Source organism: Streptomyces sp. NPDC040622 (genome assembly GCF_055593965.1).
Window position 1 is genome coordinate 611,580 of sequence record NZ_JBVIXD010000002.1, and the last position, 24,928, is coordinate 636,507.

Genomic DNA, 24,928 nt, shown 5'->3' on the forward strand with positions numbered 1-24,928 from the left:
ACCCACTGCCCTCACGTACGGGAAGTCGCAACGTGTCGCTCACGATCGGAATCGTCGGTCTGCCCAATGTCGGCAAGTCGACCCTGTTCAACGCCCTGACCAAGAACGACGTGCTGGCGGCCAACTACCCGTTCGCCACGATCGAGCCGAACGTCGGCGTGGTCGGTGTCCCCGACACACGCCTGACGAAGCTGGCCGAGATCTTCTCCTCGCAGAAGGTCCTCCCGGCGACGGTCGACTTCGTCGACATCGCGGGCATCGTGCGCGGCGCGAGCGAGGGCGAGGGCCTGGGCAACAAGTTCCTCGCGAACATCCGTGAGTCGGACGCGATCTGCCAGGTCATCCGCGCCTTCAAGGACGAGAACGTCGTGCACGTCGACGGCAAGGTCTCGCCCAAGGACGACATCGAGACGATCAACACCGAGCTGATCCTCGCCGACCTCCAGACCATCGAGAAGGTCCTGCCGCGCCTCCAGAAGGAGTCGCGCATCAAGAAGGACATCGCCCCGAAGGTGGCGGCGGTCGAGGCGGCCAAGGAGATCCTGGAGAAGGGCGACACGCTCTTCTCGGCGGGCATCGTCCAGGGCTCCGGCAAGGAGGAGCTCCTCCACGACCTCCACCTCCTGACGACCAAGCCCTTCCTCTACGTCTTCAACGTCGACGAGGACGAGCTGACGGACGACGCGTTCAAGGCGGAACAGAGCGCGCTGGTCGCCCCCGCGGAGGCGATCTTCCTCAACGCGAAGCTGGAGTCGGACCTCGCCGAGCTGGACGAGGACGAGGCCCTCGAACTCCTCCAGTCCGTCGGCCAGGAAGAGCCCGGCCTCGCCACCCTCGCCCACGTCGGCTTCCGCACGCTCGGCCTCCAGACCTACCTCACGGCAGGCCCCAAGGAGTCCCGCGCCTGGACCATCAAGCAGGGCGCGACGGCCCCCGAGGCGGCCGGCGTCATCCACACGGACTTCCAGAAGGGCTTCATCAAGGCGGAGGTCATCTCCTTCGACGACCTGGTGGAGACGGGCTCGGTGGCGGAGGCCCGCGCGAAGGGCAAGGCGCGCATGGAGGGCAAGGAGTATGTGATGCAGGACGGGGATGTGGTGGAGTTCCGCTTCAACGTGTAGCGGGGACGTCTCCACGCGTCGCTGATCTGCCAGACGTGCAGATCAGATGGGGTCCGGCTCTTCGGGGTCGGGCCCTTGGTCTTTCCCGGTCACGGCGCTGGTCCCGGTGCTCGACGCGGTCGCCGGACGCTGCGCGGTCCTCCTCGACAGCGGGGTGCGCACCGGCACGGACATCCTGCGCGCCCTTGCCCTGGGGGGCGGACGGCGCGCTGTGCGGGCGGCCCGTGCTGTGGGGGCTCGCCGTGGACGGCGAGGCGGGCGTGCGGCACGTACTGCGCCTGCTGCACACCGAGTTGACGGAGGTCCTCCTGCTGTCGGGCTGTCCCGGCCTCGCCGTGGCACGCGAACTGCACGTCGTGCGTATCTGAGTCGTGCGTATACGTATCCACGTCGCCCGCAGCTGGGCCGAGCCCCCGTGGGCAGACTGCCCGCATGGACATCTGCCGGCTGGACGCCACCGAGCTCGCCCGCCTGGTCCGCCGCCGTGCGCTCTCCGCCCGCGAGGTGGTCACGGCGCATCTGGAGCGGATCGAGCGGATCAACCCCGCCGTCAACGCGGTCGTCACGCTCGACGCGGACGGCGCGCTCGCCGCCGCCGCGGACGCCGACGAACGCCTCGCGCGCGGTGCCGCGGAACCGGGCCCGCTGCACGGGCTGCCGATCGCCTTCAAGGACACCCATCTCACGCGCGGGATGCGCACCACCCACGGCTCCCCGCTCTTCGCCGGCTTCGTGCCCGACGAGGACGAACTCCTCGTCCGGCGCATCCAGTCGGCGGGCGCGATCCGCATCGGCAAGACCAACGTCCCCGAATTCGCGGCCGGTTCGCACACCTTCAACACCGTCTTCGGGGCGACGCGCAACCCCTACGACCTCGGCCGCAGCGCGGGCGGCAGCAGCGGGGGAGCGGCCGCGGCCCTCGCCGCCGGGCTCCAACCCCTCGCCGACGGCAGCGACATGGGCGGTTCGCTGCGCAACCCGGCCTCCTTCTGCAACGTCGTGGGGCTGCGTACGACACCGGGCCGCGTCCCTCTGGTCCCGGCCCTCGACGCGTGGGGCAGCCTCTCCGTCGCGGGCCCGATGGGCCGCACCGTCGCCGACGCCGCGCTGCTGCTCTCCGTCATGGCCGGGCCCGACGTGCGCTGCCCGCTCTCCCTCGAAGGGGGTGGCGATACGTTCCGTGCGCCTCTGGAACGGGATCTGCGCGGGCTGCGGGTCGCCTGGGCGCCCGACCTGGGCGGGCGCGTGCCGGTCGACGCGGACGTACGTGCCGTACTCGCCGAACAGCCTGCAGTCTTCGCGCAGTTGGGATGTCATGTCGAGGAGGCGTGCCCCGACCTCGACGGGGCCGACGACGTCTTCCGCGTCCTGCGCGCCCAGACCTTCGAGCAGGCGCTCGGACCGCACCTCGACGCGGCACGCGACGCGCTGCGGCCCAGCATCGTGGGAAACATCGAGGAGGGTCGGAAGCTGACCGGTGCCGACCTCGCTCGCGCGGCCGCCGAACGCACCCGCATCCACCTCGCCGCCGTCCGCTTCTTCGAACGGTACGACGTGCTGCTCGCGCCGGTCAGCCAGGTCGCGCCGTTCCCCGTGGAGTGGGAGTACCCGGAGGTCGTCGACGGGCAGCCGCAGCACTCGTACATCGACTGGATGCGGTCCGCGTACCTGCTGTCCGTGCTCGGCGCGCCCGCGCTCTCCGTGCCCGCGGGCTTCACTCCCGAGGGGCTGCCGGTCGGCCTGCAGATCGTGGGACCGCCACGGGCGGAGCGGGTGGTGCTGGAGGTGGGGGCGGCGTTCGAGGCGGCGACGGGGCACGGGCGGCGGGCACCCGGGCTGACCGGGCTGACCGGGCTGACCGGGGGGTCCGGGGGGCCCGGGGTGGCCTGAGGGGCCGCCCCGGACCGGATCCGGCCGAGCCGCCGATCACGCATCGCACGTCATACACCGAACGTCACACACCGCACGTCACGCGCCCGCGTCACAGGCTGCGAGCGGTGATGTCGCCGTACGCGGTGGTCGCGCTGATGGCGAGTTCGGCGGCGTCGTCCCCGGTGTTCCGGAGCGAGTTGCTGATACGGCCGTAGGTGGTGCCCGCGTCCAGGGACGCGGAGACACCGCGGGCCGCGCCGACCTCGATCTCGCCGTGCTGGGTGCGCAGGGTGACCGTGCCGCGCACGGCCTCGGCGATGCGGAGATCACCCTTCTGGGTGCTGATCTCCGCGGACCCGCCCACCCGGCCGAGGGTGACGTCGCCGGCCTGGAGGGTGAGACGGGTCTCGGCGGTCTCGTCGAGCTTGACCGTGGCCTGCGCGCCCTCGAAGGTGACGTCGCCGAGGCGTCCGACGCCGCGGAGTTCGGCCATGGCGGCCTTGGCCCGGACGCCGGATCCCGCGGGCAGCTGCACGGTGATCTCGACGGATCCGCCGGTGCCGAGGATCCGGCTCTTCGCCGCCGGCGCCGCGACCCGCAGGACGCCGTCCGCGTAGGCGACCTCGACCTGCTCGGCGGCCTTCACGTCGCTGCCCTTGGAGGCGTCCGCGGGCCGGACCTCGACGGTGGTGTCGGCCCGGTCGGCGGCGATGAACTGGATGCGGCCCGCGGGGATGTCGAGGACGGCCGAGACGGGGGCGGGAGTGTCGAACTTCTGCATCGTGTGCTCCTTCGTCTGCAGCGTGCGCTCCGTCGGCCCGCTGTTTCTTATGACAGAAACGCTACGTTGCGTTCATGGATCCGGCAATGAATATGTTGCGTCGTAGTCGAGGTATTGCAGGTCATAGGGCTAATATCGTTGCAATGGCCTATCGGCTAACGCAACAACACGCGCTCGTCTCATTGCAATGAGATGGAAGCGAACGCTACGTTGACCGTCACACGTCACACGTCACACGTCACACGTCGCGTGGCACGCGCCACGCGCCACGCGCCACGAAGAGGAACCGGAGAGGACCGCGATGCCGGGAGGCAGGCTCACCCAGCAGGAGCGCCAGCAGATCTCACTGGGGCTGGCCGACGGCCTCGCCTACGCGGAGATCGCCAGGCGCCTGGACCGACCCACATCGACGGTCACGCGCGAGGTCCTGCGCAACGGCGGCCCCACCGCCTACCGTGCCGACCTCGCCCACCGTGCCACCGAACACCGCGCCCACCGGCGGCGGTCCCCGGCCCCGGCTCCGGGGCGACGGGCGGCGCCCGCGCAGGCCCACGGGCGTGTCACCGAAGCGGTACGTGCGTACGAGGAGACGTTCACGCTCGTCCTCATGCAGTCGGGCATGCCCAAGATGATGTCCCGGGTGATGGCCTGCCTGACCCTCACCGACAGCGGCAGCCTCACCGCGGCCGAACTGGTCCAGCGCCTCCAGGTCAGCCCGGCGTCCGTCTCCAAGGCGATCGCGTTCCTCGACGGTCAGGGCCTGGTCCGCCGCGAACGCGACGAGCGGCGCCGCGAGCGGTACGTCGTCGACGACGACATCTGGTACCAGTCGATGATGGCGAGCGCACGGTCCACCGCCCAACTCGTAGACACCGCAAGGGAGGGCGTCGGCGTCCTCGGCCCCGGGACCCCGGCGGCGGCCCGTCTGGAGAACGTCGCCCGCTTCCTCGACTTCGTCTCCGAGAGCATCGCCCGCGCCGCGGACCAGGCCCGCGAGATCCTCCACACCAAGCCGGGGGCGACCTGAGGTTCAGGGGGGGAGGGGGGAGCGGGGGCCCAACCGTCCCGCGGGACTGCCCCCGCACTTTCACGCGCCGCCCGCAAGCCCCGTCTTCGCCCCCGCGCCGCACAGCGGGACCACCGCTGTCCGTTCGCCGAGTGCGCCGTCGCGCACCGCCGCCCAGCAGGCCACGCCCGTCGACTCCACGTAGAGACCGCGTGTCGCCAAGTCCCCCTGTGCTGACGTGATCTGATCCTCCGTCACCGTAAAGAAGGCGCCGCCGGAAGCCCGTACCGCCCGCAGGACCTGCCGCGCACGCAGTGGGCGGGGGATGGCGATGCCCTCCGCGAACGTGGGCGCCATCGGGGTCTCGCCGACCAGGTCGTCCGCCCCGGCCCGCCACGCCCCGGCCAGCGGGGCGACCGTCGCCGACTGCACCGCGTACAGCGCGGGCTGCCGTGCGATGAGACCGGCCGCGTGCAGCTCACGGACCGCGAGCGCCGCGCCGAGCAGCAGCGTGCCGTTGCCGACGGGCACGACCAGGACGTCGGGCAGTCGGCCGCCGAGGTCCTCCCAGAGCTCGTGGACGTACGTCTTCGTGCCGTGCAGGAAGTAGGGGTTGTGGACGTGCGAGGCGTAGAACGTGCCCGGTTCGTCGGCGGCGGCGCGGGCCGCGCGGGCCGTCGACTCGCGGTCGCCGTCGACGACTTCGAGGTGCGCCCCGTGCGCGCCGATCTGCTCCAGCTTCTTCGGCGACGTCCCGGCGGGGACGTACACCGTGCAGGGGAGCCCGGCCCGCGCGCAGTACGCGGCGACCGCGGTGCCCGCGTTGCCGCTGCTGTCGGCGATCACCCGGTCGGGGCCGAGGCGCTGCGCGAGCGCGGCGAGCATGACCGCGCCCCGGTCCTTGAAGGAGAGCGTCGGCATCAGGAAGTCCAGCTTGGCCGAGATCCGCCCCTCCAGCTCCACGAGCGGTGTGCGGCCCTCGCCGAGCGAGATCGCGGGGGCCGGCAGGGGCAGGCACTCCGCGTACCGCCACAGGGAATTGACCCGCCCCGACAGCTTGTCGCGGGGCGCCGGGGTGGGGGAGAAGTCCAGGTCGAGGGGGCCGCGGCAGGCCGGGCACGACCAGGCGAGGGAGTGCGCGGCCACGCGCGTCCCGTCGATCGGGCAGAAGCGGTCGGGCAGGGCGGTCGTGCCGGTCGCAGAGGTCATGCGCGCAGGCTAGTTGGGGCGGTTGTTGAAGGGGGGACGTGAGAGATCTGTGGCGTTTGGTGATGGTGCGTCATGACGGGTCCGTGGCGGTCGTGTTACGTCCGGTCCTGACCCTTGTGGGATTCCTATGGATCCGCCAATCTTTCGTCCCGACGGAGGCAAGAGTGGGCATGTTCGCTTGACATGACCCTGTCTTATGTCCCCGTGAGTGTGGGCACCACGGCACCATTCCCCCACCAGCGCACCACCTATTGAGGAGGACCCCTCAGATGGCAGTGATGCGTCAGAACCGCCGAAGACTGGCCGGGATCAGCGCGACAGCGGTCGCGGCCCTCGCCCTCGGCGTCGTCTCCGCCCTCCCGGCCACCGCCCAGCCGGACCGCGCGGCAGGCGCGATCGAGAACGCCGGCGCCCCCGGCGTGATCAAGAACAGCTACATCGTGAGCCTCGACAAGGACGGCCCCAAGGCCCGTTCCGCCGCGGGCAAGGCCCTCGCCAAGGAGTACGGCGCGAAGATCGAGCGGACCTACGACAAGGCGCTCAACGGCTACGCGGTCGCGCTCTCCGAGGCCGAGGCGAAGAAGTTCGCCGCCGACCCGGCGGTCGACGCGGTCGTCCAGAACCGGACGTTCACCGCCACCGCCACCCAGAACAACCCGCCGTCCTGGGGCCTGGACCGCATCGACCAGAAGAACCTGCCGCTCGACCAGAAGTACACCTACCCGGACTCCGCGGGCGAGGGCGTCACCGCGTACGTCATCGACACCGGCGTCCGCATCACCCACAGCGACTTCGGCGGCCGTGCCTCCTACGGCTACGACGCCATCGACAACGACAACACCGCGCAGGACGGCCACGGCCACGGCACGCACGTCGCCGGCACCGTCGCGGGCACGCTGCACGGCGTCGCCAAGAAGGCCAAGATCGTCGGCGTCCGCGTCCTGAACAACCAGGGCTCGGGCACCACCGCGCAGGTCGTCGCCGGCATCGACTGGGTGACCAAGAACGCGGTCAAGCCCGCGGTCGCCAACATGTCGCTCGGCGGCGGCGCCGACAGCGCGCTCGACACGGCCGTCCGCAACTCCGTCGCGGCCGGCATCACCTACGCCGTGGCGGCGGGCAACGAGTCGACCGACGCGTCGACCAAGTCGCCCGCGCGCGTGGCGGAGGCCATCACCGTCGGTGCCACGACCAACACCGACGCGCGGGCCACCTACTCGAACTACGGCAGCATCCTGGACATCTTCGCCCCGGGCTCCTCGATCACCTCGACGTGGAACACCAGCGACAGCGCGACCAACACCATCTCCGGTACGTCGATGGCCTCCCCGCACGTGGCGGGCGCGGCCGCGATCTACCTGGGCCAGAACCCCGCGTCGACCCCGGCACAGGTGTCCGCGGCCCTGGTCAGCGCCTCCTCCACCGGCGTCGTCGGCAGTCCCGGCACGGGCTCGCCCAACCGCCTCCTGAACGTCACCGGCGGCACGACCAACCCGCCCGGCAAGTCGTTCAGCAACACCACCGACTACGCGATCAACGACAACGCCACGGCCGAGTCGCCGATCGCCGTCACCGGCGTCACGGGCAACGCGCCCGCGTCCCTGTCCGTCCCCGTCGTCATCCAGCACACGTACATCGGCGACCTCCAGGTCCAGCTGATCGCGCCGGACGGTACGGCGTACACGCTCAAGGGCTACGGCACGGGCGGCAGCACGGACAACATCAACACCACGTACACCGTGAACGCCTCCTCGGAGACGGCCGACGGCACGTGGAAGCTCCGGGTCAGCGACAACGCGGCGCAGGACACCGGGAAGATCGACTCGTGGGGTCTCCAGTTCTAGGTCGCCGACCGGTTCGGGGCCTCCGACCGGCTCTGGGCCGTAGTCCGGCCGGGCCGTAGTCCGGTTCCAGGCCCCGGGCCGTAGGCCTGAGCGGGGCTACTCCGGTACGTGCGCGTCCTCGTCCTCGCGGAAGGGCTCCGGGTCGGTGACCCAGCCCGCCGCGAGGACGAGGCGCGAGGTGCGGTGGACGGCGAGGAAGCCGAAGGGGCGGTCCAGCGTGACCGACAGCTCCGTGGCCTTGTGCCGGGGCAGGCCCATCCAGTCCATGGCCACCGCCGTGACCGCGGCGGCACGGAAGCCCGTCGCGCCGAACGTCGCGGTCGCCGCCTGCCGCGCCGACTCCACGCCGAGAGGCCCGTCGGTGATGCCGGGGAAGGAGCCGGCGGCCGAGTCGCTCGCGGTCTCCAGGCCGAAGAGGCCGGGCGGCTCCATGAGGTCGTGATCCGCGGTGAGCGCGAACTCCACCATGTCCAGCGATACGCACGGGGGAGCGTCCCGCTCGTCGGTGCGGGTCTCGCGCACGAGCACGCCCGGTCCCGCGACCCCCCGGGACAGCTCCCCCAGCTCACCCCGCTCGGCCAGCTCGCTGCCCGGTGTCGCGGGGATGTCGCCGGTGAGCATCCCGACGCCCGTCGCGAGCACCTCGCCGGGGTTTGTGTCCGTGCCGCCGAGCAGCAGGAGTACATCCAGGTCAGCGGTGCCGCGCACGGTCACCTCGGTGACGGGACCGGACGCGCACCGGCCGATCCGTACGCTGTCCGGGCCAGGCGCCGACCGTCGGATCCCCGTGAGCCGACGCCCCCGCCACGGGCCGGCGTCCGGCTCCGTCAGGCCCCGCTCGAAGGGCACCTCCCAGTCCGTGCGCAGGGCGAGTGCGCTCGCCAGGACCAGCGCGGTGTCCGGCGTGAGCGATGCGGGCATCCGTTCGATCCGGCCGTCCGTCCGCGCGGACGCCCACGCGTCCAGCGTCGCCGCGTCCGCCGCGAGGTCCCCGGTGAGCACCCCGACGGCCTCGGCGGGGAGGCCCGCCAGCCAGGCGTCCCGCAACGTCAGGGTCCGCTTCGTCCACAGGCCCACCGCCGCGTCCACGCCCCGCACCGCGTCCAGCGCGGCGAGCAACTCGCGTGCCGCGCCCGCCGCCTCGTTCGCCGGCAGGCCCAGCGCGTCCGCGAGTTCGGAGCGGGCGGCGCCGTCCGCACCGTCCGCGAGGAAGGCGAGCAGGGGCCAGACGCCGGGTGCCGAGAAGACCGTGCCGCGGTCGGCGGAGGCGGTCGCCGCCCATCGCGAGGTCAGGCCGTTGACGGCCTGGACGACTGCCCGTCTTGTAGAGGTTTGCTGCGGCATTGCCTTTTCGCTCCTGCCCCCGATTACGATGCGTCAAGCCCTCCGCACCGCCCGCCCAGAATCCAGGAGCACGCTACCCGTGGACATACCGCCGCCGCAGGGTCCGTACGCGCCTCCTCCGGGGCGACAGGAGCAGCAGGGCCAGCAGGGGAACCAGGGCCAGCAGGAGAACCAGGGACAACAGGGGCAGCCGGGTGCGCCGTGGCCCCCGCCCGGACACCCGCCGCCCGGACACCCCCCGTACCAAACGTGGCCCGGCCCGTACTCCCCGTACTCCCGGCCGCCGGTGAACGGCTTCGCGATCGCCTCTCTCGTCCTCGGGATCCTCTGCTTCCTGCCCGCCGTCGGCCTGATCCTCGGCCTCGTCGCGCTCGCGCAGATCAAGAGGAAGGGGGAGCGCGGCAAGGGCCTGGCGGTCGCGGGAAGCGTCGTCTCCGTCGTCGGCCTCCTGCTGCTCGTCCTCGCCGTCGTGACGGGCGGCGCCCGCGACTTCGCCGAGGGGTTCCGGGACGCGGCGCGCGACTCCCGGCAGAACGCAGGCGCCTTCCCCGTCGACAAGGGCGGCTGCTTCGACGCGCCCGACGGGAAGCTCGACTCCATGACGTACGCCTTCCAGGTCGACGAGGTGCCGTGCGCCGGGCGTCACGACGGCGAGGTCTTCGCGTCGTTCCGCGTGGACCACGCCCGTTATCCGGGGGACGACGAGCTCGTCGAGCTCGCCGAGAGCAGGTGCGCGGACCTCCAGTTCGCGTACGTCATGGACAGCTGGGTGGACCCGGGCGACGCCGAGATCTACTACTTCATGCCCGACCGGACCACCTGGCGCCAGGGCGACCGCCACGTCACCTGCCTCTTCGGCGCCTCGGACCCGGCCCACCCGCTGAAGGGCCCCCTGCGCCGCGACGCCACGACGCTCGACGCCCACCAGCTCGCCTACGTGAAGGCGGACCGGGCTTTTGAGAAGGCGTACGGGACGGCGCCCGCCCAGGAGCTGATCGAGGACGACCTCGAAGGGCACAAGAAGTGGGCGGCTCGCGTCGACAAGGGCCTCGCCGAGCAGGCGCGGCTGCTGCGCGCGCACGACTGGCCCGCGGCGTCGCGGAGGCACGTCGAGGCGCTGGCCGCCGAGATCGACGAGGGGCGCAAGGAGTGGGCGAAGGCGGCCGGGGCCACCGACGCCGACAGGTACTACGACCACCAGGTGGCGGGCCTGCGGGGGATCGGCGACAAGAAGGCCGCGGTGGCCCGCAAGTCCCTCGGCCTGGCGACGACTTCGCCGCGCGACGCGACACCGGGGGACGGCCCGGAGTCGGGGCTCGACGAGGAGCACGGGGGCGACGCGGCGGTGTGAGGGGCGCGGGCGTCCGGTCCCGTCACGCAGGCACCCTGAGGCATCCTAAGAACACCCTGAGGGGTTTTTGTCCGCTTCTGTGATAGTTCTTCGGTGTGACGTCCGTCGTGCCGCCGCCCGCCGTGGCCCGGGTCCTGCTCCTCACCACCGGCCTCCTGAACGCGGGCCTCGCCGTCCTCGTCGCCGCCCCGCTGCCCCGCGTCCCGCTCTTGGTGCTCGTCGCGGCCGCGATCACCTCCTGGGGGCTCGTGCTGCTGCTGCCGGGGCTGCTCGGGCTCGTGGCAGCCGTGTCCGCGGGCGGACGCCACCCCTGGTGCGCGGGGCTCGCCGCCCTCGCCTCCTTCGCCGCCCTCGTCTACGGAGTGATGCCGTACGCGGCCGCCTACGGCACCGCGGAGCGCCAGGGGCAACGGCTCGCGCCCTCCCGGTACTTCGAAGGCATCAACTACGCCAAGGTGCCCGACGGCGCACGCACCCTCACGTACGCGCGCGTGGGCGCGAGTCCCGGCGGGCACGGGGCGTACCGCAAGAAGGCGCAGAAGCTGCGCCTCGACCTGTGGGCGCTGCCCAAGCGGGCCGCGGTGCGGCGGCCCGCCGTGGTCTGGGTGCACGGCGGGGGCTGGAACAAGGGGCACCGCAGTCAGACCCCCGAATGGAACCGCTGGTTCAACGCGCGCGGGTGGTCGGTCTTCGACATCGACTACCGCCTCGCGCCGCTGGCCACCCAGCTCGACCAGATCGGCGACGTGAAGTGTGCGGTCGGCTGGGTGCGGCGGCACGCGCGCGTGTACGGCATCGATCCCGACCGCCTTCTCCTTGCGGGCAGTTCGGCGGGCGGCAACCTCGCGCTCGCCGCCGCGTACACGGAGGACGACGGCCGCGTTCCCGCGTCCTGTTCCGTGCGGGACAGTTCCGTCGCCGGCGTCGTCTCGCTCTACGGGCCCACCGACATGGGGCGCCTCATCGCAGGGACCGCGCTGCGCCGCGACCCCATGATCCCGCGCCTGATGGGCGGTTCGGCGGCCACCGCCCCCGCCCGCTACCGCCTCGGGTCGCCCGCCCGTCTCGTCCGGGGCGACGTACCGCCCACGCTGCTGCTGCACGGGAGCGCGGACCGGGCCGTGCCGGTGGCGCAGGCGCGTGAGCTGGCCCGGCGGCTGAAGGGGGTCGGCGCCCCGGCGAAGTACGTCGAACTGCCGTGGGCCGATCACTGTTTCGACGTGAACTGGGGAAGTTGGGGTAGTCAGATCGCACGGGCCGCGACTGAACGTTTCCTCACCAGGCTTGAGCGTTCGCTATATCCGGGGAAAGGCCCTGCGTAAAGACCTGACCCGGGAGAAATCATCACTTCGGGTGATTCCTTGGCCTTGGGTTGCGGCCAACAACCCACGGTTGCCAGGCTGTTGCTGTCTGTCAACCTGATGGGAGTGGCCAGTGACTTTCGGTGAACAGCCGGCGTATCTGCGCGTAGCGGGTGATCTCCGCAAGAAGATCGTCGACGGTTCGCTGCCGCCGCACACCCGACTTCCCTCGCAGGCGAGAATCCGCGAGGAGTACGGGGTGTCGGACACGGTCGCCCTGGAGGCGCGCAAGGTCCTGATGGCCGAGGGCCTGGTCGAGGGCCGTTCGGGATCCGGCACGTATGTGCGCGAGCTCCCCGTCCCGCGCAAGATCGCCCGCACCGGCTACCGCGCGGTGAACGGCGGTTCGACCCCGTTCCGCCAGGAGCAGGCCGCCGACGGCGTGCGCGGCACCTGGGAGTCGCGCAGCGAGCAGACCGAGGCGAGCGCGGCGGTCGCCGAGCGGCTCGACATCAAGCCGGGCGAGCGCGTGATGTGCACCAAGTACGTCTTCCGGGACGCGGGGGAGGCCATGATGCTCTCCACCTCCTGGGAGCCCCTGGCCATCACCGGGCGCACCCCCGTGATGCTCCCGGAGGAGGGCCCGCTGGGCGGCTGCGGGGTGGTCGAGCGGATGGCCGCCATCGACGTCGTCGTGGACAACGTCGCGGAGGAGGTCGGCGCCCGCCCCGGCCTGGCCGAGGAGCTGACCGCGCTCGGCGGCGTCCCCGGCCACGTCGTCCTCGTCGTCCACCGGACGTACTACGCCTCGGGCCGCGCGGTCGAGACGGCCGACGTCGTGGTGCCGGCCGACCGCTACCGGATCGCGTACCACCTGCCCGTGAAGTGAGGCCTGCGGGCCGCCTCCCGGCAGGTGGCTGCCCGGATTCCGGAGGGGCCCGTCCGCCCCTCGTGATCACGAGTTAACGCCCCGCCCGGTTCCGTAACCCCGGGGCAACGGCCTGCCGACCCACCCCGTCACGCGCGGCTCCTACCTTCCCCGTCCTACCCGCAATCCGGCCGGACGACAGGAAGCCACATGATGGAGACGACGGTCACCCGCGAGCCGGGCAGCCGCGACGAAGGACCGCCCCGGCGCAGTTACGCCAGGATGGCGGCCGACGAGAGCCGCGAGGACTACTCGCTGCGGTACGCCCCGCACTCCTTCCGGCGGTGGTCGCCGACGATGGTGGCCTCCACCGCGCTCGGCGGCATCGCCTACCTCGCGGACTTCGCGATCGGCGCGTCCATCGTCTTCACGTACGGCTTCACCAGCGGGCTCGCCTCGATCCTGTGCGCGGCCACGGTCATCTTCGTGACCGGCATCCCGATCGCGCGGGCCTGTGCCACCTACGGCCTGGACATGGACCTGGTGACGCGGGGGGCGGGTTTCGGCTATTTCGGGTCGACCCTCACGTCCCTCATCTACGCCTCGTTCACCTTCATCTTCTTCGCCCTCGAAGGCTCGATCATGGCGCAGGCCATGCACCAGGCCGTCGGGCTCCCCGTGGAGATCGGCTACCTGGCGACGACGCTGATCGTCATCCCGATCGTCTTCCGCGGCATGGGGGCCCTGGCCAAGGTGCAGGCCTGGACGCAGCCGGTCTGGATCATCGGCATGATCCTTCCGTTCGTGGTGCTCGCCTTCGAGGCGCCCGACGCGTGGGGCGCGTTCTCCTCCTTCGGCGGCACGGAGGGCGCGGGCAGCGGCTTCTCCTGGATCGGCTTCGGCCTCGGCACAGGCGTCGCCCTCTCCCTCATCGCGCAGATCGGCGAGCAGGCGGACTACCTGCGCTTCATGCCCGCCAGGACCGAGCGGAACAAGCGGCGCTGGAACCTCGCCGTCCTCGCGGCCGGACCCGGCTGGGTCGTCATCGGCGCGGCCAAACAACTGGGCGGCGCCTTCCTGGCGTTCGTCGCCCTGGAGGCCGTCGGCACGACGCACGCCCTGGAGCCCATCGCCCCGCAGATCGAGGCGCTGAGGCCCTGGCTCGGTTCCGTCGCGCTGCCGGCCGCCGCCCTGTTCGTGATCGTCTCGCAGGTCAAGATCAACGTGACCAACGCCTACAGCGGCTCGCTCTCCTGGTCGAACTTCTTCTCCCGCGTCACGCACCGGCACCCGGGCCGCGTCTGGTACATCTTCCTCAACCTCGCCATCGCGCTGACGCTGATGGAGATGAACATGTTCGCGGCCCTGAACACCCTCCTCGGCTTCTACTCGAACGTGGGCATCGCCTGGATCACGGCGGTCGCCGCCGACCTGGTCATCAACAAGCGGGCCGGCTGGAGCCCTCCGTACATCGAGTTCAAGCGGGCGTACCTGTACGCGGTGAACCCCGCCGGATTCGGCGCGATGGTGATCGCCTCGACGGTCTCCATCCTCGCGTTCGCGGGCCTGTTCGGCCGGTACGCGGAGGCCTTCTCGACCTTCATCGCGGCCGGACTCGCCCTCACCCTCTGCCCGTTGATCGCCTGGGCGACCCGGGGCAAGTACTACCTGGCGCGCCCCAACACGGTCAACGGCCCGCACGCGCAGGGCCCGGCGGCCGCCGACATCACCGCCACCCACACCTGCGGCGTCTGCGCGACGGCCTACGAACTGCCCGACATCGCGGACTGCCCCGTCCTCGCGGGCCCGATCTGCTCACTGTGCTGCTCGCTGGACGCCGAGTGCGGGGACGTCTGCCGTACGTCGCCGTCGGGCGAGCCGGTCCTGATGCCGATGCCCACGGTGCGCGCCGACTGACCGGCGAGGGGGCGCCCGGTCGGGGGCGTACGGCGAGGGGGCGCATCCCTACGGATGCGCCCCCTGCCCTTTCCCGGGCGTTGGCCGATAGGGACCCTCCCGCGTACCTCTTTGTGCAAACTCGTATCCGCTGCGTAAAGGTCGGGCGTAGGCTCGGGCATATGCGGATTGCGGTTTCCTTACTGATCGAGGCGTGGGGCGCGCCGGGGGTGGCGAACGGAGGGGCGCAATGAATGACAGCACGGTCGTGCTTCCCTGGTTCGTCATACGCCAGGACGACAACGGCAACCGCTATCGCGTGGGCAGGTACGCGACGAAGGCAGAGGCCCAGAAGATCGCGGACAGCCTCGACGACCGCGGACACCGGCAGCTCTACTGCGTCGAGCGGATGAGCCCGAACGGCGGCGGCCACTGACCGCCCCCCGGGAGCCCGCCCGGCGTAACGCCTAGGCTCCCGGCATGAACGAACACACCGTGGCGGCCGAACGCATCGTGGTGGGCGCTGCCCTGTACGACGCCGGACGCCTGCTCGCCGCGCGGCGCAGCGCACCCCCCGAACTCGCGGGCGGCTGGGAGCTGCCCGGCGGCAAGGTCGAGCCCGGTGAGCGGTGCGAGGACGCGCTGGTGCGCGAGCTCCGCGAGGAACTGGGCGTGGAGGCCGAACTGACCGGCCGTGTGCCGGGGGAGTGGCCGCTCGCCAAGGGGTACGTCCTGCGGGTGTGGACGGCCCGCCTCGTCTCGGGTGCCCCCGAGCCCCTGGAGGACCACGACGAGCTGCGCTGGCTCGCCCCCGAACGGATCTGGTCGGTCGACTGGCTGACGGCGGACGTCCCGGCCGTCACGGCCGTCACGGAGACGGCGGCGCCCGGCCTGCCGCACGCCACGCACTGACCCCGCCTACGCCGTTCGTGCCACAGTGCGCCCCGTTACGCGGTAAACCCACCTGGATATCGGGTATGTGCCCATTAACCCCATGAAACCGGACAGGTTCAGCTACTGGTCTGGAAGTGATCGGCGTGATCGACACCGAAGGCGACTGCGCCGAGTGGACGTTCCCCGCGGACCCCGGCGCGGTCCGCACCGCTCGCACCGTCGTCCGCAAGCAGCTCGCCGACTGGGGCCTCGCGGCCCTCGGCGACGTCACCGTGTTGCTCGTGAGCGAGTTGGTGACCAACTCTCTGCGGCATGCCTCCGGGCCCATCGGCGTACGTCTCGTACGCCCCGCGGACCCCGCGGGCACCCTGCTCGTGGAGGTGTCCGATCCGCTCCCCGACCCGCCCCTGGAGCGCGCCGCCGCACCTGATGACGAGGGCGGGCGCGGCCTCCAGCTGGTGTCCCGCTCATCGAGGCGCTGGGGCACACGGCCGGGTCGAACGGGCAGGACGGGGAAGACGGTGTGGTTCGAGCTGGCGTTGCCGGGTTAGAAGACTGGCAGTGTGCGAGAGGCGTCCGGCACAAGGGCGGCGCGGGCCAAAAAGCGTCGAGTGCGTGCCGTGATCGTGAACGCCGTGTGGCGCTGCACCGTAGTGCTGGATACTGCGGGCAGCCGTATGCGGTGACCGATGCCGGACGCGGTGAGCTGGAGGGGACGGTTCGCGTGAGCGAGATACCGGCGAAGGCGACGGAGTTCGACGGTCCGTCGGGCGACGCGATGGCCCACGGGGCCGCGAACGACGCGACGGGCGACGCGGCCCCTGGCGACGCGAAGAGCGACGGAGGGGCCGGCGACGGCCCGGCCGACGGGGCGGGCGGGGCCGGTGGCGGGTTCGGCGACGTGCCCGTCGACGAGACGTGGCAGCGGAACCCACCCGGTTCGATCTACGACTACATCAAGGTCGCCTCGTTCTCGATCGGGGCCGACGGCCTGGTCGACCAGTGGAGCGTGCGCGCCGAGCGGCTGTTCGGCGTGGCCGCGCGGGACGCCGTGGGCAAGGATCCCATCGAGGCCTTCGTGCCGCCGGAGCTGCGCGCGGGCGGGTACCGCAAGATGGCGGAGATCCTCGACGGACGGGAGTGGACGGGCGTCGTCCCCTTCCGCCTCCCCGAGGACGCCCCGGTGCCCGGTGCCAGCGGCGGCGGTCAGGGCGGCGGGCGCGGCGCCGGCGGCCTGGAAGGCCTCGCCGAGGTCTATGTCATGCCGACCGAGACGGAGGACGGCGAGCGGGCCGCGGTCTGCATCGTCGTCGACGTCCGCGTGCTCCGGCAGATCGAGACGGACCTCGCCGCGTCGCAGGCCATTTTCGGCCAATCTCCCTTCGGCTTCCTGCTGTTCGACAAGGATCTGAAGGTGCAGCGCGCCAACCGCCGGTTCGCCGACGTCTTCGGCGGCGGCGTCGACGACCACCGCGGCCGCACCGTCCACGACTATCTGCCGCGCCACGAGGCGGACCGCATGGCCGCCGCCCTGAAGCGAGTCCTGGAAACCGGCGATTCCGTGACGGACATGCAGATAGTGGGACCCTCGCCGGGCAACAGCGACCGCAGGCACTGGTCGATCAACCTCTACCGCGTGCACAACGGTTCGGGCCTGCCCATCGGCGTCGCGGGCCTCGGCACCGACGTCACCCGACGGCACGCCGCCGCCCGCGAGGCCGCCCACGCACGGCGCAATCTGGCCCTCCTGAACGAGGCGGGAGCCCGCATCGGCAACTCCCTCGACCTGGAGACCACCGCCAGAGAGCTGCTCGACGTCGCCGTGCCGGGCTTCTGCGACCTCGCCTCGGTCGACCTGTACCAAGGGCTCCTCGCCGGCGACGAGACACCGCCGGGGCTCGCCGACGGCAGCGCCGAACTGCGCCGCGTGGCCTTCGCGAGCGCCGTCGCCGACGCTCCGTTTCCTGACGGCACCGCACCCATCGACGTCGGCTCCGTGCACCGTTTCGCGTTCACCTCGCCCTGCGCCGACGCCCTGCGCGGCGCCCGCCCCCGGCTGGTCACCGCGGACGACGACGACTCCGCGAGCCGGCGCACCGGCGGCCTCGTGCAGTCGACGCTCGCCGTGCCGATGGTCGCCCACGACACCGTGGTCGGCCTCGCCCAGTTCTCCCGTACCAAGGGCAGCGAACCGTTCGGCGAACGAGACCGGGCGCTCGCCGTCGAACTGGCCGCGCGCGCCGCGGTCTGTATCGACAACGCCCGCCTCTACCGCCGCGAGCACGAGCGCGCGCTGATACTGCAACGCTCCCTGCTGCCGCCCGGCGACCCCGAGGCGTCCGGACTCGACATCGCCTGCCGTTACCTGCCGGGCAACGCGGCGACGGAGGTCGGCGGCGACTGGTTCGACGTCATCGAACTGCCCGGCCACCGCACCGCCCTGGTCGTCGGCGACGTCATGGGCCGCGGGCTGCGGGCCGCCGTCGCCATGGGCGAGCTGCGCACCGCCGTGCGGACCCTGGCGCTCCTGGACCTGGAACCCGCCGAGGTGCTCTCCGCCCTCGACGAGATCGCCCGCGGCCTCGGCAACCCCGCGGGACCCCAGCAATCCACCCGCGCGGCACGCAAGTCGCGGGACGCGGACCTCAGCGAGGTCTACCTCGCCACCTGCGTGTACGCGGTCTACGACGCCGTCACGCGCCGCTGCACCTTCGCCAACGCCGGGCACCTGCCGCCCGTGCTCGTGGAGCCCGGCGAGTCCGCGCTCATGCTCGACGTACCGCCGGGCCTGCCGCTCGGCGTCGGCGGCGAACCCTTCGAGGACGTCCAGGTCGAACTTCCCGAGGGCGCCCTGCTCGCGCTCTACACCGACGGTCTCGTGGAATCCCGTGACCACTCGCTGGACGAGGGCCTCAACGCGTTCGTGAGCGCCCTCAACGACGCGCCGCCGGCCCTGGAGGACGTCTGCGACCACGTCCTGACCACCTTGGACACCCACCACGGCGAGGACGACATCGCGCTCCTGATGGCGCGCGTCGAGGGCCTGCCCGCCGAACACGTCGGTGACTGGACGCTGCCGCGCGACCCCAAGTCGGTCGGCCGTGCCCGCGAACTGGCCTGCGCGCAGCTGCGCTCCTGGGACCTGGAACGGCTCTGCGACACGGCCGAACTCCTGGTCAGCGAGCTCGTCACCAACGCCCTGCGGTACGGCGAGGGCGACATCAGACTGCGCCTGCTGCTCGACCGCACGCTGGTGTGCGAGGTGTGGGACGCGGGCTTCGTCCAGCCGCGCCGCCGCCGGGCACGGGACACCGACGAGGGCGGCCGCGGGCTCCAGCTGGTCGGGCTGCTGAGCGCCGGGTGGGGCTCGCGCAGGACACCGCACGGCAAGACGGTGTGGTTCGAACTGGCGTTGCCGGACGGTGAGACGGAGCCGATGGATCCGGCGGAGGCGCTGCTCAGCCTGTTCTGACGGCGCCGGCCGCCTCGGCCCCACGGTCGGTTGGGGCGGTCCGGTCGGTCCGGTCGGTCCGGGCGCTCCGGAGAGTCCGGGGGGGCCAGGCGGTCCAGGCGGTCCAGGTGGTCCAGGCGGTCTAGGTGGTCGCCTTGAGGGCGGCGAGGCGGGCGGTGATCTCCGCCTCGTCGCCCAGCTGGTCCAGCTCCTCGAACTGCGCGTCGAGCGAGGACGCGGCAAGCTCCTGCTTGCCCAGCGCCCGTGCCTCCTCGCGCCGCACCTTCTCCTCGAAGCGGCTCAACTCGCTCGTGGGGTCCAGGACGTCGATGTTCTGGGCCGCGTCCATCATCCGGTTCTGCGCCTCGGCCGTCTTGGCACGGGCCACCAACTGATCACGTCTCGACTGCAGCTCGGTCAGCTTCGTCTTCATCCGGTCGAGTCCGGACTTGAGTTTGTCCACGACCTCGGTCTGCGAGGCGATCGTCGGCTCGGCGTCCTTGGCCTCCTTCTCGGACTGCAGCTGGCGGCCGAGCGCGACCTTGGCGAGCCGGTCGAACTTGTCGGCCTCCGTGTCGTTCCCGTCCGCGCGCAGCTCGTCCGCCTTCTTGCTCGACGCGAGCGCCTTGCCGCCCCACTCGGCGGCCGCGTGCTGGTCCTGCTGGTGGTCGTCCTCCAGCATCCGCAGATTGCCGATGGTGGTCGCCACCGCCTCCTCGGCCTCGCGGATGTTGTCGGAGTAGTCACGGATCAGCTGGTCGAGCATCTTCTGAGGATCCTCGGCCTGATCGATGAGCGCGTTGATGTTCGCCTTGGCGAGCTGGGCGACGCGGCCGAGGATGGTCTGCTTCGTCATGGCCTGGATCTCCTTGTACGAGGTTCGTCTGCATAGGGGACGTGCGTCAGGGACGTCGTCTTCGTAGGGGGCGTACGCGAGTCCAGGGGGTATGTCCGAGAGGGCCGGTGGGGTACGCCCAGAGGGTCCGTGGAGTACGCCCTGGAGGTGCGGGACTCAGAACCTGCCGCCTCCGCCCCGGCGCCCCCGCGTGCCCCCGCCGCCGAAGCTGCCGGGTCCGCCGCCTCCGAAACCGCCTCCTCCGTAGCCACCACCTCCGAAACCGCCCCCTCCGTAGCCACCGCCTCGGCGACCGCCGCCTCCGAAGAGCTCGCCCAGGATGATTCCGCCGAGGACCGCGCCGCCCGTGCCGCCGCCCCGGCCGCCACCTCCGCCGAGACCTCCGTGGGGATTGCCGAAGCCCCGCACATCGCGCTCGGCGAGCTGCTGCGCCTGCCGGGCCAGGGAGTCCGCCTGCTGGGCCTCGGCGAGCGCGGCGGTGGCGTCGTCGTCCTGGGCGCCCTCGGCCTGCGCCAGGTGGCGCTGGGCCTCCGCCAGGCGGGTCCTCGCCTCGCTGCCGACGGCCCCGCGGTGCGTGGTGACGTAGTCCGAGGCCGCCCCGACGGCGCTGCGCGCGGTGAGCAGCGCCTGGGAGAGCAGGGTCCGGGAGCGGCGGTCGGTGACCTCGCGCTCGCGGGCCCCCGCGAGCGCCTCGTCGAGCGCGGCGTCGGCCTCCTCGACGCGGCGCAGGGCGTCGAGGGGGTCGTAGGGGCCCGCGGACGCCTGGCCGCGCACCTCGGCGACGACCGACTCCGCGCGGGCCACACGGCCCCGCAGATCGGCCGTGGAGACCCCTTGCGCGGTGCCTTCGAGGAGCCCGCGCGCGTCGGCGAGGTCGGTCTCGGCCTCGGTGAGCGCGCCGGGCAGCTTCCCGGCGGCTCGCGCGAGCTCGTCGGCCAGGCGGTCGACGGCGTCCACGAACGTGCCTGCCTGGTCGACGGCGCCCTCGGCGGCGCGCAGGTGGACGGCGGCCTTGCCGCTCTCGCCCGTGTCGATGTTCTGCCGGGCCTGGTTGAGGTGGGTGGTGGCGAAGACCAGCCGGTCCTTGGCCTGCTCGACATGGCCGAGCACCGCGGCGGAAGCGGTCGGGGCGTACGTCGTACGGAGGCCGGACAGGGTGTCGTCGGCGGCTCCGGTACGCCCCGCGACCTGCCGGAACACCGTCTCGGCGTGCTCCAGGGCCTGCGCGGCGTTCTTCTCCAGGGCGCGGAGCTCGTCGAAGCCCGCGGTCTCCGCGTCGAGCCGGCGGCCCGCCTCCGTGCAGCGCGCGACGATCTCGTCCAGCATGCGGCGTCGGGTCGGGTCGTCCTCGGGGAAGGCGTCGTCGAGCTGCTGGCGCAGCCGGAACGCCGCCGTCAGCTCGGCCTGCGCGTACGCGAGGGCGTCCCCGAAGGGCTTGACCGCGTCCTCGCCGAACTGGGCGGTGGCGAAGCCGAGCTCCTCCGTGCTGGTGCGGACCGCGTCGTCGGTCTCCACCAGGAGGAGCCGCGCCTTCTCGTCGAGCTCGGGGAGCGGTGTGAGGGCCTTGCCCGCCGCCCCCTGTCCCCAGCCGCCGCCGGGTGTCGTACGGGTGGTGGCGCGCTTCCTGCGCCGCTTGTACGCGACCGTCGCGGCGAGACCGGCCGCACACGCGGCCGCCACGGGGAGCACCAGGTCACCGGCCGCGGAGTCGTCGCCACCGCCGGGGTCGGCGGGGCCCGGCGTGATCGACGGGGTGGGGACGGGCCGCCCGGCGAGTACCGCGCGGTAGCCGTCCGCGGCGCCGACGGCCGCCCCGGCCCAGTCGTTCTCGCGCAGGGCGGGCCTGATCGCGGTGGTGGCCACGTCCTGCAGCTGGGCGTCGGTGAGGCGAGAACCGTCGTCCACGGAGTAGGCGAACTGGCGGTCGTGGGTGGCCACGGCCAGGAGCACGTCGTCGAGCCCGAGGCTGTTGCGCTCGGCGGTGGCGTCGGCCCAGCTCTGCGCTGAGCGGCCGGAGAAGTCGCGTACGTAGACGACGAAGAGCTGCACGCCACGGTCGTCGTAGAGCCGGTCCAGGGCCTTGGCGACCTCGCCCTCGCGGTCCCCGAGCGCGTCCGGCCTGTCGGTGATCTGGCCGGTGCGGGAGAGCGTGACCGGGTCGTCGGCGGCCGCGGGCGGACTCAGCAGCGAGAACCAGACGAGCAGCACGGCCACCGCGGCCGCTGCTGCCCGCACGGTGGCCATGCGCGGGGGCGGCGTCACATGTGGGAGCGTATGGCGGTATCCGGGGTGCCGCGACCCGGGAAAGCGGGCGGTGCCCCGGGGCCGTCGGGCGTCCCGGGGGCCAGGTGGGCGCCCCGGTACCCCTTTTGGGCCCGCCACCCGTCAGATGCCGAAGCGCTCCTTGGTGAGCAGCGGCCGCACGCGCGAGGCGAAGCCACCCGTGCGGAACGGTGCTTGCAACAGTCCCGGCCGCAGCTCCTGCGCGAGCGCCGCCGCGATCATGCCCTGGTCGAGCGCGAGCACGAAGTCGCTGACCCGTCCGCTGCGCACGTCCACCGAGTCCCGGAATCCGTACGTCTCGTCGTAGGCCCCGAAGTCGCGCTCCAGGGCCTTCAGGTTGTCGATGGCGGCTCCGCGCGCGTGGGGCAGTGCCAGGAAGGAGGCGTGCGGTGTCACGACGCCGAGGGAGTGGTAGCCGTCGGCCTGCATGCCGATCGCGTCGACGCCGTACTCGCGGTACCCGCCCTCGGGGATGCCGGCGGGCGAGAACCCCCAGTAGCCGTACTTCTCCTCCACCAGCCCGTGCTCGATCTGGCTGCGCACATAGCGGTCGTGCGTGGTGCCCCACGCGCGCGGGGACCACTCGGACTCCGGCACGAAGAGCGGCACCATCAGCGCCTCGAACATCGAGCCGCCCCACGTGGGCACGAGCTTGCGGCCCCGGTAGGTGTAGTGCCCCCGCCACACGCGGACGCCGTCGACGGTGGCGTACGACCCGTGCGGCCGCTGCTCCTGCTCGTGCTCGGGGAGCATGGTGCGCAGCAGGTGCCAGTAGTGGTCGGAGGGGATCGTGCCGTCTGCGATGCCCAGGTAACTGGCCATGCGGGGCTCGGTGTTGAGGGCGCCGTAGTGGTGCGCGGTGGGCTCGCCCGTGTCGGTCCAGAAGCCGCCGCGCAGCTGGCCGGGGCGGGCGGCCGGGTCGGCCGGGTCGTAGGGCGTGTAGAAGTACGACCAGTCGGCGGCGGCCAGCAGCCGTGCGACGCGGGGGCGCAGGGCCGGGTCGGCGTGGGCGGCGATGCGCAGGCCGGTGACCAGCCAGGCGTTGTCGACGGACGAGAGGAACGGGCGCACCGGGTCGCCGGTGCCCGGCCAGCTCGTCAGGACCGAACCGTCGTGCGCGTCGTACCAGTTGAGCCAGAAGCCATGGTGCCGCTCCAGCTTCTCGACGGCGGCGACGGTGCGGGCCAGGCGGTGGCGCATGGCGTCGTCGCCGAGCACGCCGAGGCCGCGGGCGGCCACGGTGGACCAGAGTCCGCAGCCGATGTTGGTCGGCGAGGTCTGGCGCGAGGGAACGGGCGAACCGGGCCCGCTGACGTCGATCTTGTCGGCGGTGAGTCCGAGCTCGGTCGTCATTGACTCGATCGAGTGATGGGTGGCACGGAACCACTTCCGCAGCAGCGGTGTATCAAAGGTATGAGGACGAAGCGGATGGGCATGCGGAGCGGCGATGGCAGGGGCGGCCCCGAGGGACAGGGCGGCGGCCCCGGCTCCGGCGGAGGCCAGGAAGGTACGACGATCCATGACGGTCCAACTCCCCTTGACGGCAGTGCGGATGTGCGAGGGCCGACCGCTGTCAGGTGCGGCCGGCCCCCGGGCTCTGGAGGTGGTGCCGGACTATCCGGCGAGGCTCGACTGCCCGGCCGTCCGCGGCAGTTCGCGGGTGCGGCCGAGCGCACCCAGCCAGTGGGCGGAGGGCTTGGGCGTGCGGGCGAACGTCTCGCGGTCCCAGGCGATCAGGCCGAACGTCGGCTTGTAGGAGCCCCATTCGTAGTTGTCCAGGGCGCTCCAGGCGAGGTAGCCGCCGATGGTGAGACCGTCCTCGATGCAGGCGGCGACCTCGTGCAGTGCGCCTTTGTAGTAGTCGACGCGTCGCTCGTCGTGGTCGGTGGCGATGCCGTTCTCGGTGACGATCAGCGGGATGTCCGCGTCGCCGAGAACCTCGGCGGTGTGCCGCAGCGCGTGCCCGACGGCCGCCGGGTAGTACTCCCACTGCGTCAGCGTGCGCTCGGCGTCCTCGGGTGCGGGGACCGGGCCCTCGGGTCCGATCTTGGTGCGGGTGTAGGACTGCACGCCGATCCAGTCGTCACCGCGCGCGGCCTCGATGAAGATGTCCTCGCGCGGATGACGGTAGGCGGCGGTGACGTCCTCGGCGCCGGGCAGTGCCTGGTAGACTTGGTTGGCGATGGTCCAGCCCGCACGGATCGCGGGGTTGACCGCCCGGACCTCCTTGACGGCGGCGTGGTGGGCGGCGATCACGGCGTGCGTGGTCTCGTCGTCCGGCGTCGGCAGACCGGCGGGCGGGAACCCGATGTCGCCGCGCTTGGCCTGACCGGCCATGACGGCGATCATGTTCGGCTCGTTGATGGTGCATACGTACGGCACCCCCTCGGCGATGACGGGCGCACAGGCCGCGACGTACCGCGCGAAGAGCTCGACGGCGCCGTCGGCCGTCCACCCGCCCCGCGCCTCGAACCACTGGGGCACGGTGAAGTGGTGCAGGGTCACCATCGGCCGCAGACCGCGCGCGATAGCGCCCTCGACCATCCGCCGGTAGTGCGCGAGCTCCGCCCGGGAGAACTGCCCCTCGACCGGCTCGATGCGCGCCCACTCGATGCTGAACCGGTAGTCGGTGAAGCCGAGTTCGGCCAGCAGGTCCATGTCCTCGGGCCAGCGGTGGTAGCTGTCGCAGGCGTCCAGGCTGGGCTCCTGGATGTGGGTGCCCGCGGTGTGCTCCTTCACCCACCAGTCGCTGGCGGTGTTGTTGCCCTCGATCTGGTGGGCGGCGGTGGAGGCCCCCCACAGAAAGCCTTCGGGGAACGGGATCGGGGTGTGCGTCATCGCAAGATGTCTT

At 72.1% G+C, this 24,928-nt stretch carries 19 protein-coding genes and 1 pseudogene; 13 read left to right on the forward strand and 7 right to left on the reverse strand.

The genetic code is table 11. The features are described from left to right. The first annotated feature begins 32 nt into the window (after positions 1–32). The 3 genes and pseudogenes from ychF to ACZ592_RS07245 all read left to right on the forward strand — a co-directional run bounded on the left by ychF (position 33) and on the right by ACZ592_RS07245 (position 3,011). On the forward strand, positions 33–1,121 hold the full coding sequence (gene ychF / locus ACZ592_RS07235) for a redox-regulated ATPase YchF (protein WP_471580497.1): 1,089 nt from the start codon (positions 33–35) through the stop codon (positions 1,119–1,121). Between the two features lie 46 nt (positions 1,122–1,167). Then, positions 1,168–1,489, forward strand: a pseudogene (locus tag ACZ592_RS07240) (alpha-hydroxy-acid oxidizing protein). A 64-nt stretch (positions 1,490–1,553) separates the two neighbouring features. After that, complete coding sequence (locus ACZ592_RS07245) at positions 1,554–3,011, forward strand: amidase (RefSeq protein WP_471580498.1); 1,458 nt, start codon at positions 1,554–1,556, stop codon at positions 3,009–3,011. 91 nt (positions 3,012–3,102) lie between these two features. Here the strand turns inward: ACZ592_RS07245 and ACZ592_RS07250 are convergent, their stop codons facing one another. Next, complete coding sequence (locus tag ACZ592_RS07250) at positions 3,103–3,774, reverse strand: DUF4097 family beta strand repeat-containing protein (protein WP_471580499.1); 672 nt, start codon at positions 3,772–3,774, stop codon at positions 3,103–3,105. Positions 3,775–4,075: 301 nt separating this feature from the next. Here ACZ592_RS07250 and ACZ592_RS07255 point away from each other — a divergent pair, with 301 nt between their 5' ends. Then, entirely contained in the window at positions 4,076–4,801 is a 726-nt protein-coding gene (locus ACZ592_RS07255; RefSeq protein WP_471580500.1) for a GbsR/MarR family transcriptional regulator, read from the forward strand. A 60-nt stretch (positions 4,802–4,861) separates the two neighbouring features. Here the strand turns inward: ACZ592_RS07255 and ACZ592_RS07260 are convergent, their stop codons facing one another. After that, a complete protein-coding gene (locus ACZ592_RS07260) occupies positions 4,862–5,989 on the reverse strand; it encodes a threonine synthase (protein ID WP_471580501.1) in 1,128 nt (375 codons plus the stop codon). Positions 5,990–6,258: 269 nt separating this feature from the next. On the opposite strand from ACZ592_RS07260, the gene ACZ592_RS07265 reads away from it, so the two are divergent. Further along, positions 6,259–7,833 carry a S8 family peptidase gene (locus ACZ592_RS07265; RefSeq protein WP_471580502.1) on the forward strand — a complete coding sequence of 525 codons (1,575 nt, stop codon included), beginning with the start codon at positions 6,259–6,261 and terminating at the stop codon, positions 7,831–7,833. Between the two features lie 96 nt (positions 7,834–7,929). On the opposite strand, the gene ACZ592_RS07270 is transcribed toward ACZ592_RS07265, so the two are convergent. Beyond that, entirely contained in the window at positions 7,930–9,177 is a 1,248-nt protein-coding gene (locus ACZ592_RS07270) for a serpin family protein (RefSeq protein WP_471580503.1), read from the reverse strand. Between the two features lie 286 nt (positions 9,178–9,463). On the opposite strand from ACZ592_RS07270, the gene ACZ592_RS07275 reads away from it, so the two are divergent. The 8 genes from ACZ592_RS07275 to ACZ592_RS07310 all read left to right on the forward strand — a co-directional run bounded on the left by ACZ592_RS07275 (position 9,464) and on the right by ACZ592_RS07310 (position 18,959). Continuing rightward, positions 9,464–10,528, forward strand: coding sequence for a DUF4190 domain-containing protein (locus tag ACZ592_RS07275; RefSeq protein ID WP_471580504.1), 1,065 nt, complete (start codon positions 9,464–9,466; stop codon positions 10,526–10,528). 95 nt (positions 10,529–10,623) lie between these two features. Then, complete coding sequence (locus tag ACZ592_RS07280; protein WP_471580505.1) at positions 10,624–11,850, forward strand: alpha/beta hydrolase fold domain-containing protein; 1,227 nt, start codon at positions 10,624–10,626, stop codon at positions 11,848–11,850. Positions 11,851–11,962: 112 nt separating this feature from the next. Then, positions 11,963–12,718 (forward strand): GntR family transcriptional regulator, encoded by a 756-nt coding sequence (locus tag ACZ592_RS07285; protein WP_471580506.1) that lies wholly within the window; start codon positions 11,963–11,965, stop codon positions 12,716–12,718. 192 nt (positions 12,719–12,910) lie between these two features. Continuing rightward, positions 12,911–14,614, forward strand: a complete 1,704-nt coding sequence (locus ACZ592_RS07290) for a purine-cytosine permease family protein (protein WP_471580736.1) — start codon at positions 12,911–12,913, stop codon at positions 14,612–14,614. Positions 14,615–14,843: 229 nt separating this feature from the next. Next, complete coding sequence (locus tag ACZ592_RS07295) at positions 14,844–15,029, forward strand: SPOR domain-containing protein (protein WP_471580507.1); 186 nt, start codon at positions 14,844–14,846, stop codon at positions 15,027–15,029. 44 nt (positions 15,030–15,073) lie between these two features. Next, entirely contained in the window at positions 15,074–15,505 is a 432-nt protein-coding gene (locus tag ACZ592_RS07300; protein ID WP_471580508.1) for a (deoxy)nucleoside triphosphate pyrophosphohydrolase, read from the forward strand. Between the two features lie 116 nt (positions 15,506–15,621). Continuing rightward, positions 15,622–16,038, forward strand: a complete 417-nt coding sequence (locus ACZ592_RS07305; RefSeq protein ID WP_471580509.1) for an ATP-binding protein — start codon at positions 15,622–15,624, stop codon at positions 16,036–16,038. A 173-nt stretch (positions 16,039–16,211) separates the two neighbouring features. Then, the gene (locus tag ACZ592_RS07310) at positions 16,212–18,959 is read left to right on the forward strand and encodes a SpoIIE family protein phosphatase (RefSeq protein ID WP_471580510.1); all 2,748 of its coding nucleotides are present in this window, start codon (positions 16,212–16,214) and stop codon (positions 18,957–18,959) included. A gap of 121 nt (positions 18,960–19,080) precedes the next feature. On the opposite strand, the gene ACZ592_RS07315 is transcribed toward ACZ592_RS07310, so the two are convergent. The 4 genes from ACZ592_RS07315 to ACZ592_RS07330 all read right to left on the reverse strand — a co-directional run bounded on the left by ACZ592_RS07315 (position 19,081) and on the right by ACZ592_RS07330 (position 24,915). Continuing rightward, on the reverse strand, positions 19,081–19,794 hold the full coding sequence (locus tag ACZ592_RS07315; RefSeq protein ID WP_471580511.1) for a PspA/IM30 family protein: 714 nt from the start codon (positions 19,792–19,794) through the stop codon (positions 19,081–19,083). Positions 19,795–19,950: 156 nt separating this feature from the next. Continuing rightward, entirely contained in the window at positions 19,951–22,038 is a 2,088-nt protein-coding gene (locus tag ACZ592_RS07320; RefSeq protein ID WP_471580737.1) for a TPM domain-containing protein, read from the reverse strand. Between the two features lie 141 nt (positions 22,039–22,179). Then, the gene (locus ACZ592_RS07325; protein WP_471580512.1) at positions 22,180–23,598 is read right to left on the reverse strand and encodes a glucoamylase family protein; all 1,419 of its coding nucleotides are present in this window, start codon (positions 23,596–23,598) and stop codon (positions 22,180–22,182) included. A gap of 93 nt (positions 23,599–23,691) precedes the next feature. Beyond that, entirely contained in the window at positions 23,692–24,915 is a 1,224-nt protein-coding gene (locus tag ACZ592_RS07330; protein ID WP_471580513.1) for a glycoside hydrolase family 1 protein, read from the reverse strand. Between the last annotated feature and the right edge of the window lie 13 nt (positions 24,916–24,928).

Excerpts from the sequence above, each read along its gene's own strand:
- ACZ592_RS07245 (WP_471580498.1), top strand. The coding sequence starts at position 1,554 with ATGGACATCTGCCGGCTGGACGCCACCGAGCTCGCCCGCCTGGTCCGC.
- ACZ592_RS07250 (WP_471580499.1), bottom strand. The coding sequence starts at position 3,774 with ATGCAGAAGTTCGACACTCCCGCCCCCGTCTCGGCCGTCCTCGACATC.
- ACZ592_RS07255 (WP_471580500.1), top strand. The coding sequence starts at position 4,076 with ATGCCGGGAGGCAGGCTCACCCAGCAGGAGCGCCAGCAGATCTCACTG.
- ACZ592_RS07260 (WP_471580501.1), bottom strand. The coding sequence starts at position 5,989 with ATGACCTCTGCGACCGGCACGACCGCCCTGCCCGACCGCTTCTGCCCG.
- ACZ592_RS07265 (WP_471580502.1), top strand. The coding sequence starts at position 6,259 with ATGGCAGTGATGCGTCAGAACCGCCGAAGACTGGCCGGGATCAGCGCG.
- ACZ592_RS07270 (WP_471580503.1), bottom strand. The coding sequence starts at position 9,177 with ATGCCGCAGCAAACCTCTACAAGACGGGCAGTCGTCCAGGCCGTCAAC.
- ACZ592_RS07290 (WP_471580736.1), top strand. The coding sequence starts at position 12,911 with ATGGAGACGACGGTCACCCGCGAGCCGGGCAGCCGCGACGAAGGACCG.
- ACZ592_RS07295 (WP_471580507.1), top strand. The coding sequence starts at position 14,844 with ATGAATGACAGCACGGTCGTGCTTCCCTGGTTCGTCATACGCCAGGAC.
- ACZ592_RS07300 (WP_471580508.1), top strand. The coding sequence starts at position 15,074 with ATGAACGAACACACCGTGGCGGCCGAACGCATCGTGGTGGGCGCTGCC.
- ACZ592_RS07315 (WP_471580511.1), bottom strand. The coding sequence starts at position 19,794 with ATGACGAAGCAGACCATCCTCGGCCGCGTCGCCCAGCTCGCCAAGGCG.
- ACZ592_RS07320 (WP_471580737.1), bottom strand. The coding sequence starts at position 22,038 with ATGGCCACCGTGCGGGCAGCAGCGGCCGCGGTGGCCGTGCTGCTCGTC.
- ACZ592_RS07325 (WP_471580512.1), bottom strand. The coding sequence starts at position 23,598 with ATGGATCGTCGTACCTTCCTGGCCTCCGCCGGAGCCGGGGCCGCCGCC.
- ACZ592_RS07330 (WP_471580513.1), bottom strand. The coding sequence starts at position 24,915 with ATGACGCACACCCCGATCCCGTTCCCCGAAGGCTTTCTGTGGGGGGCC.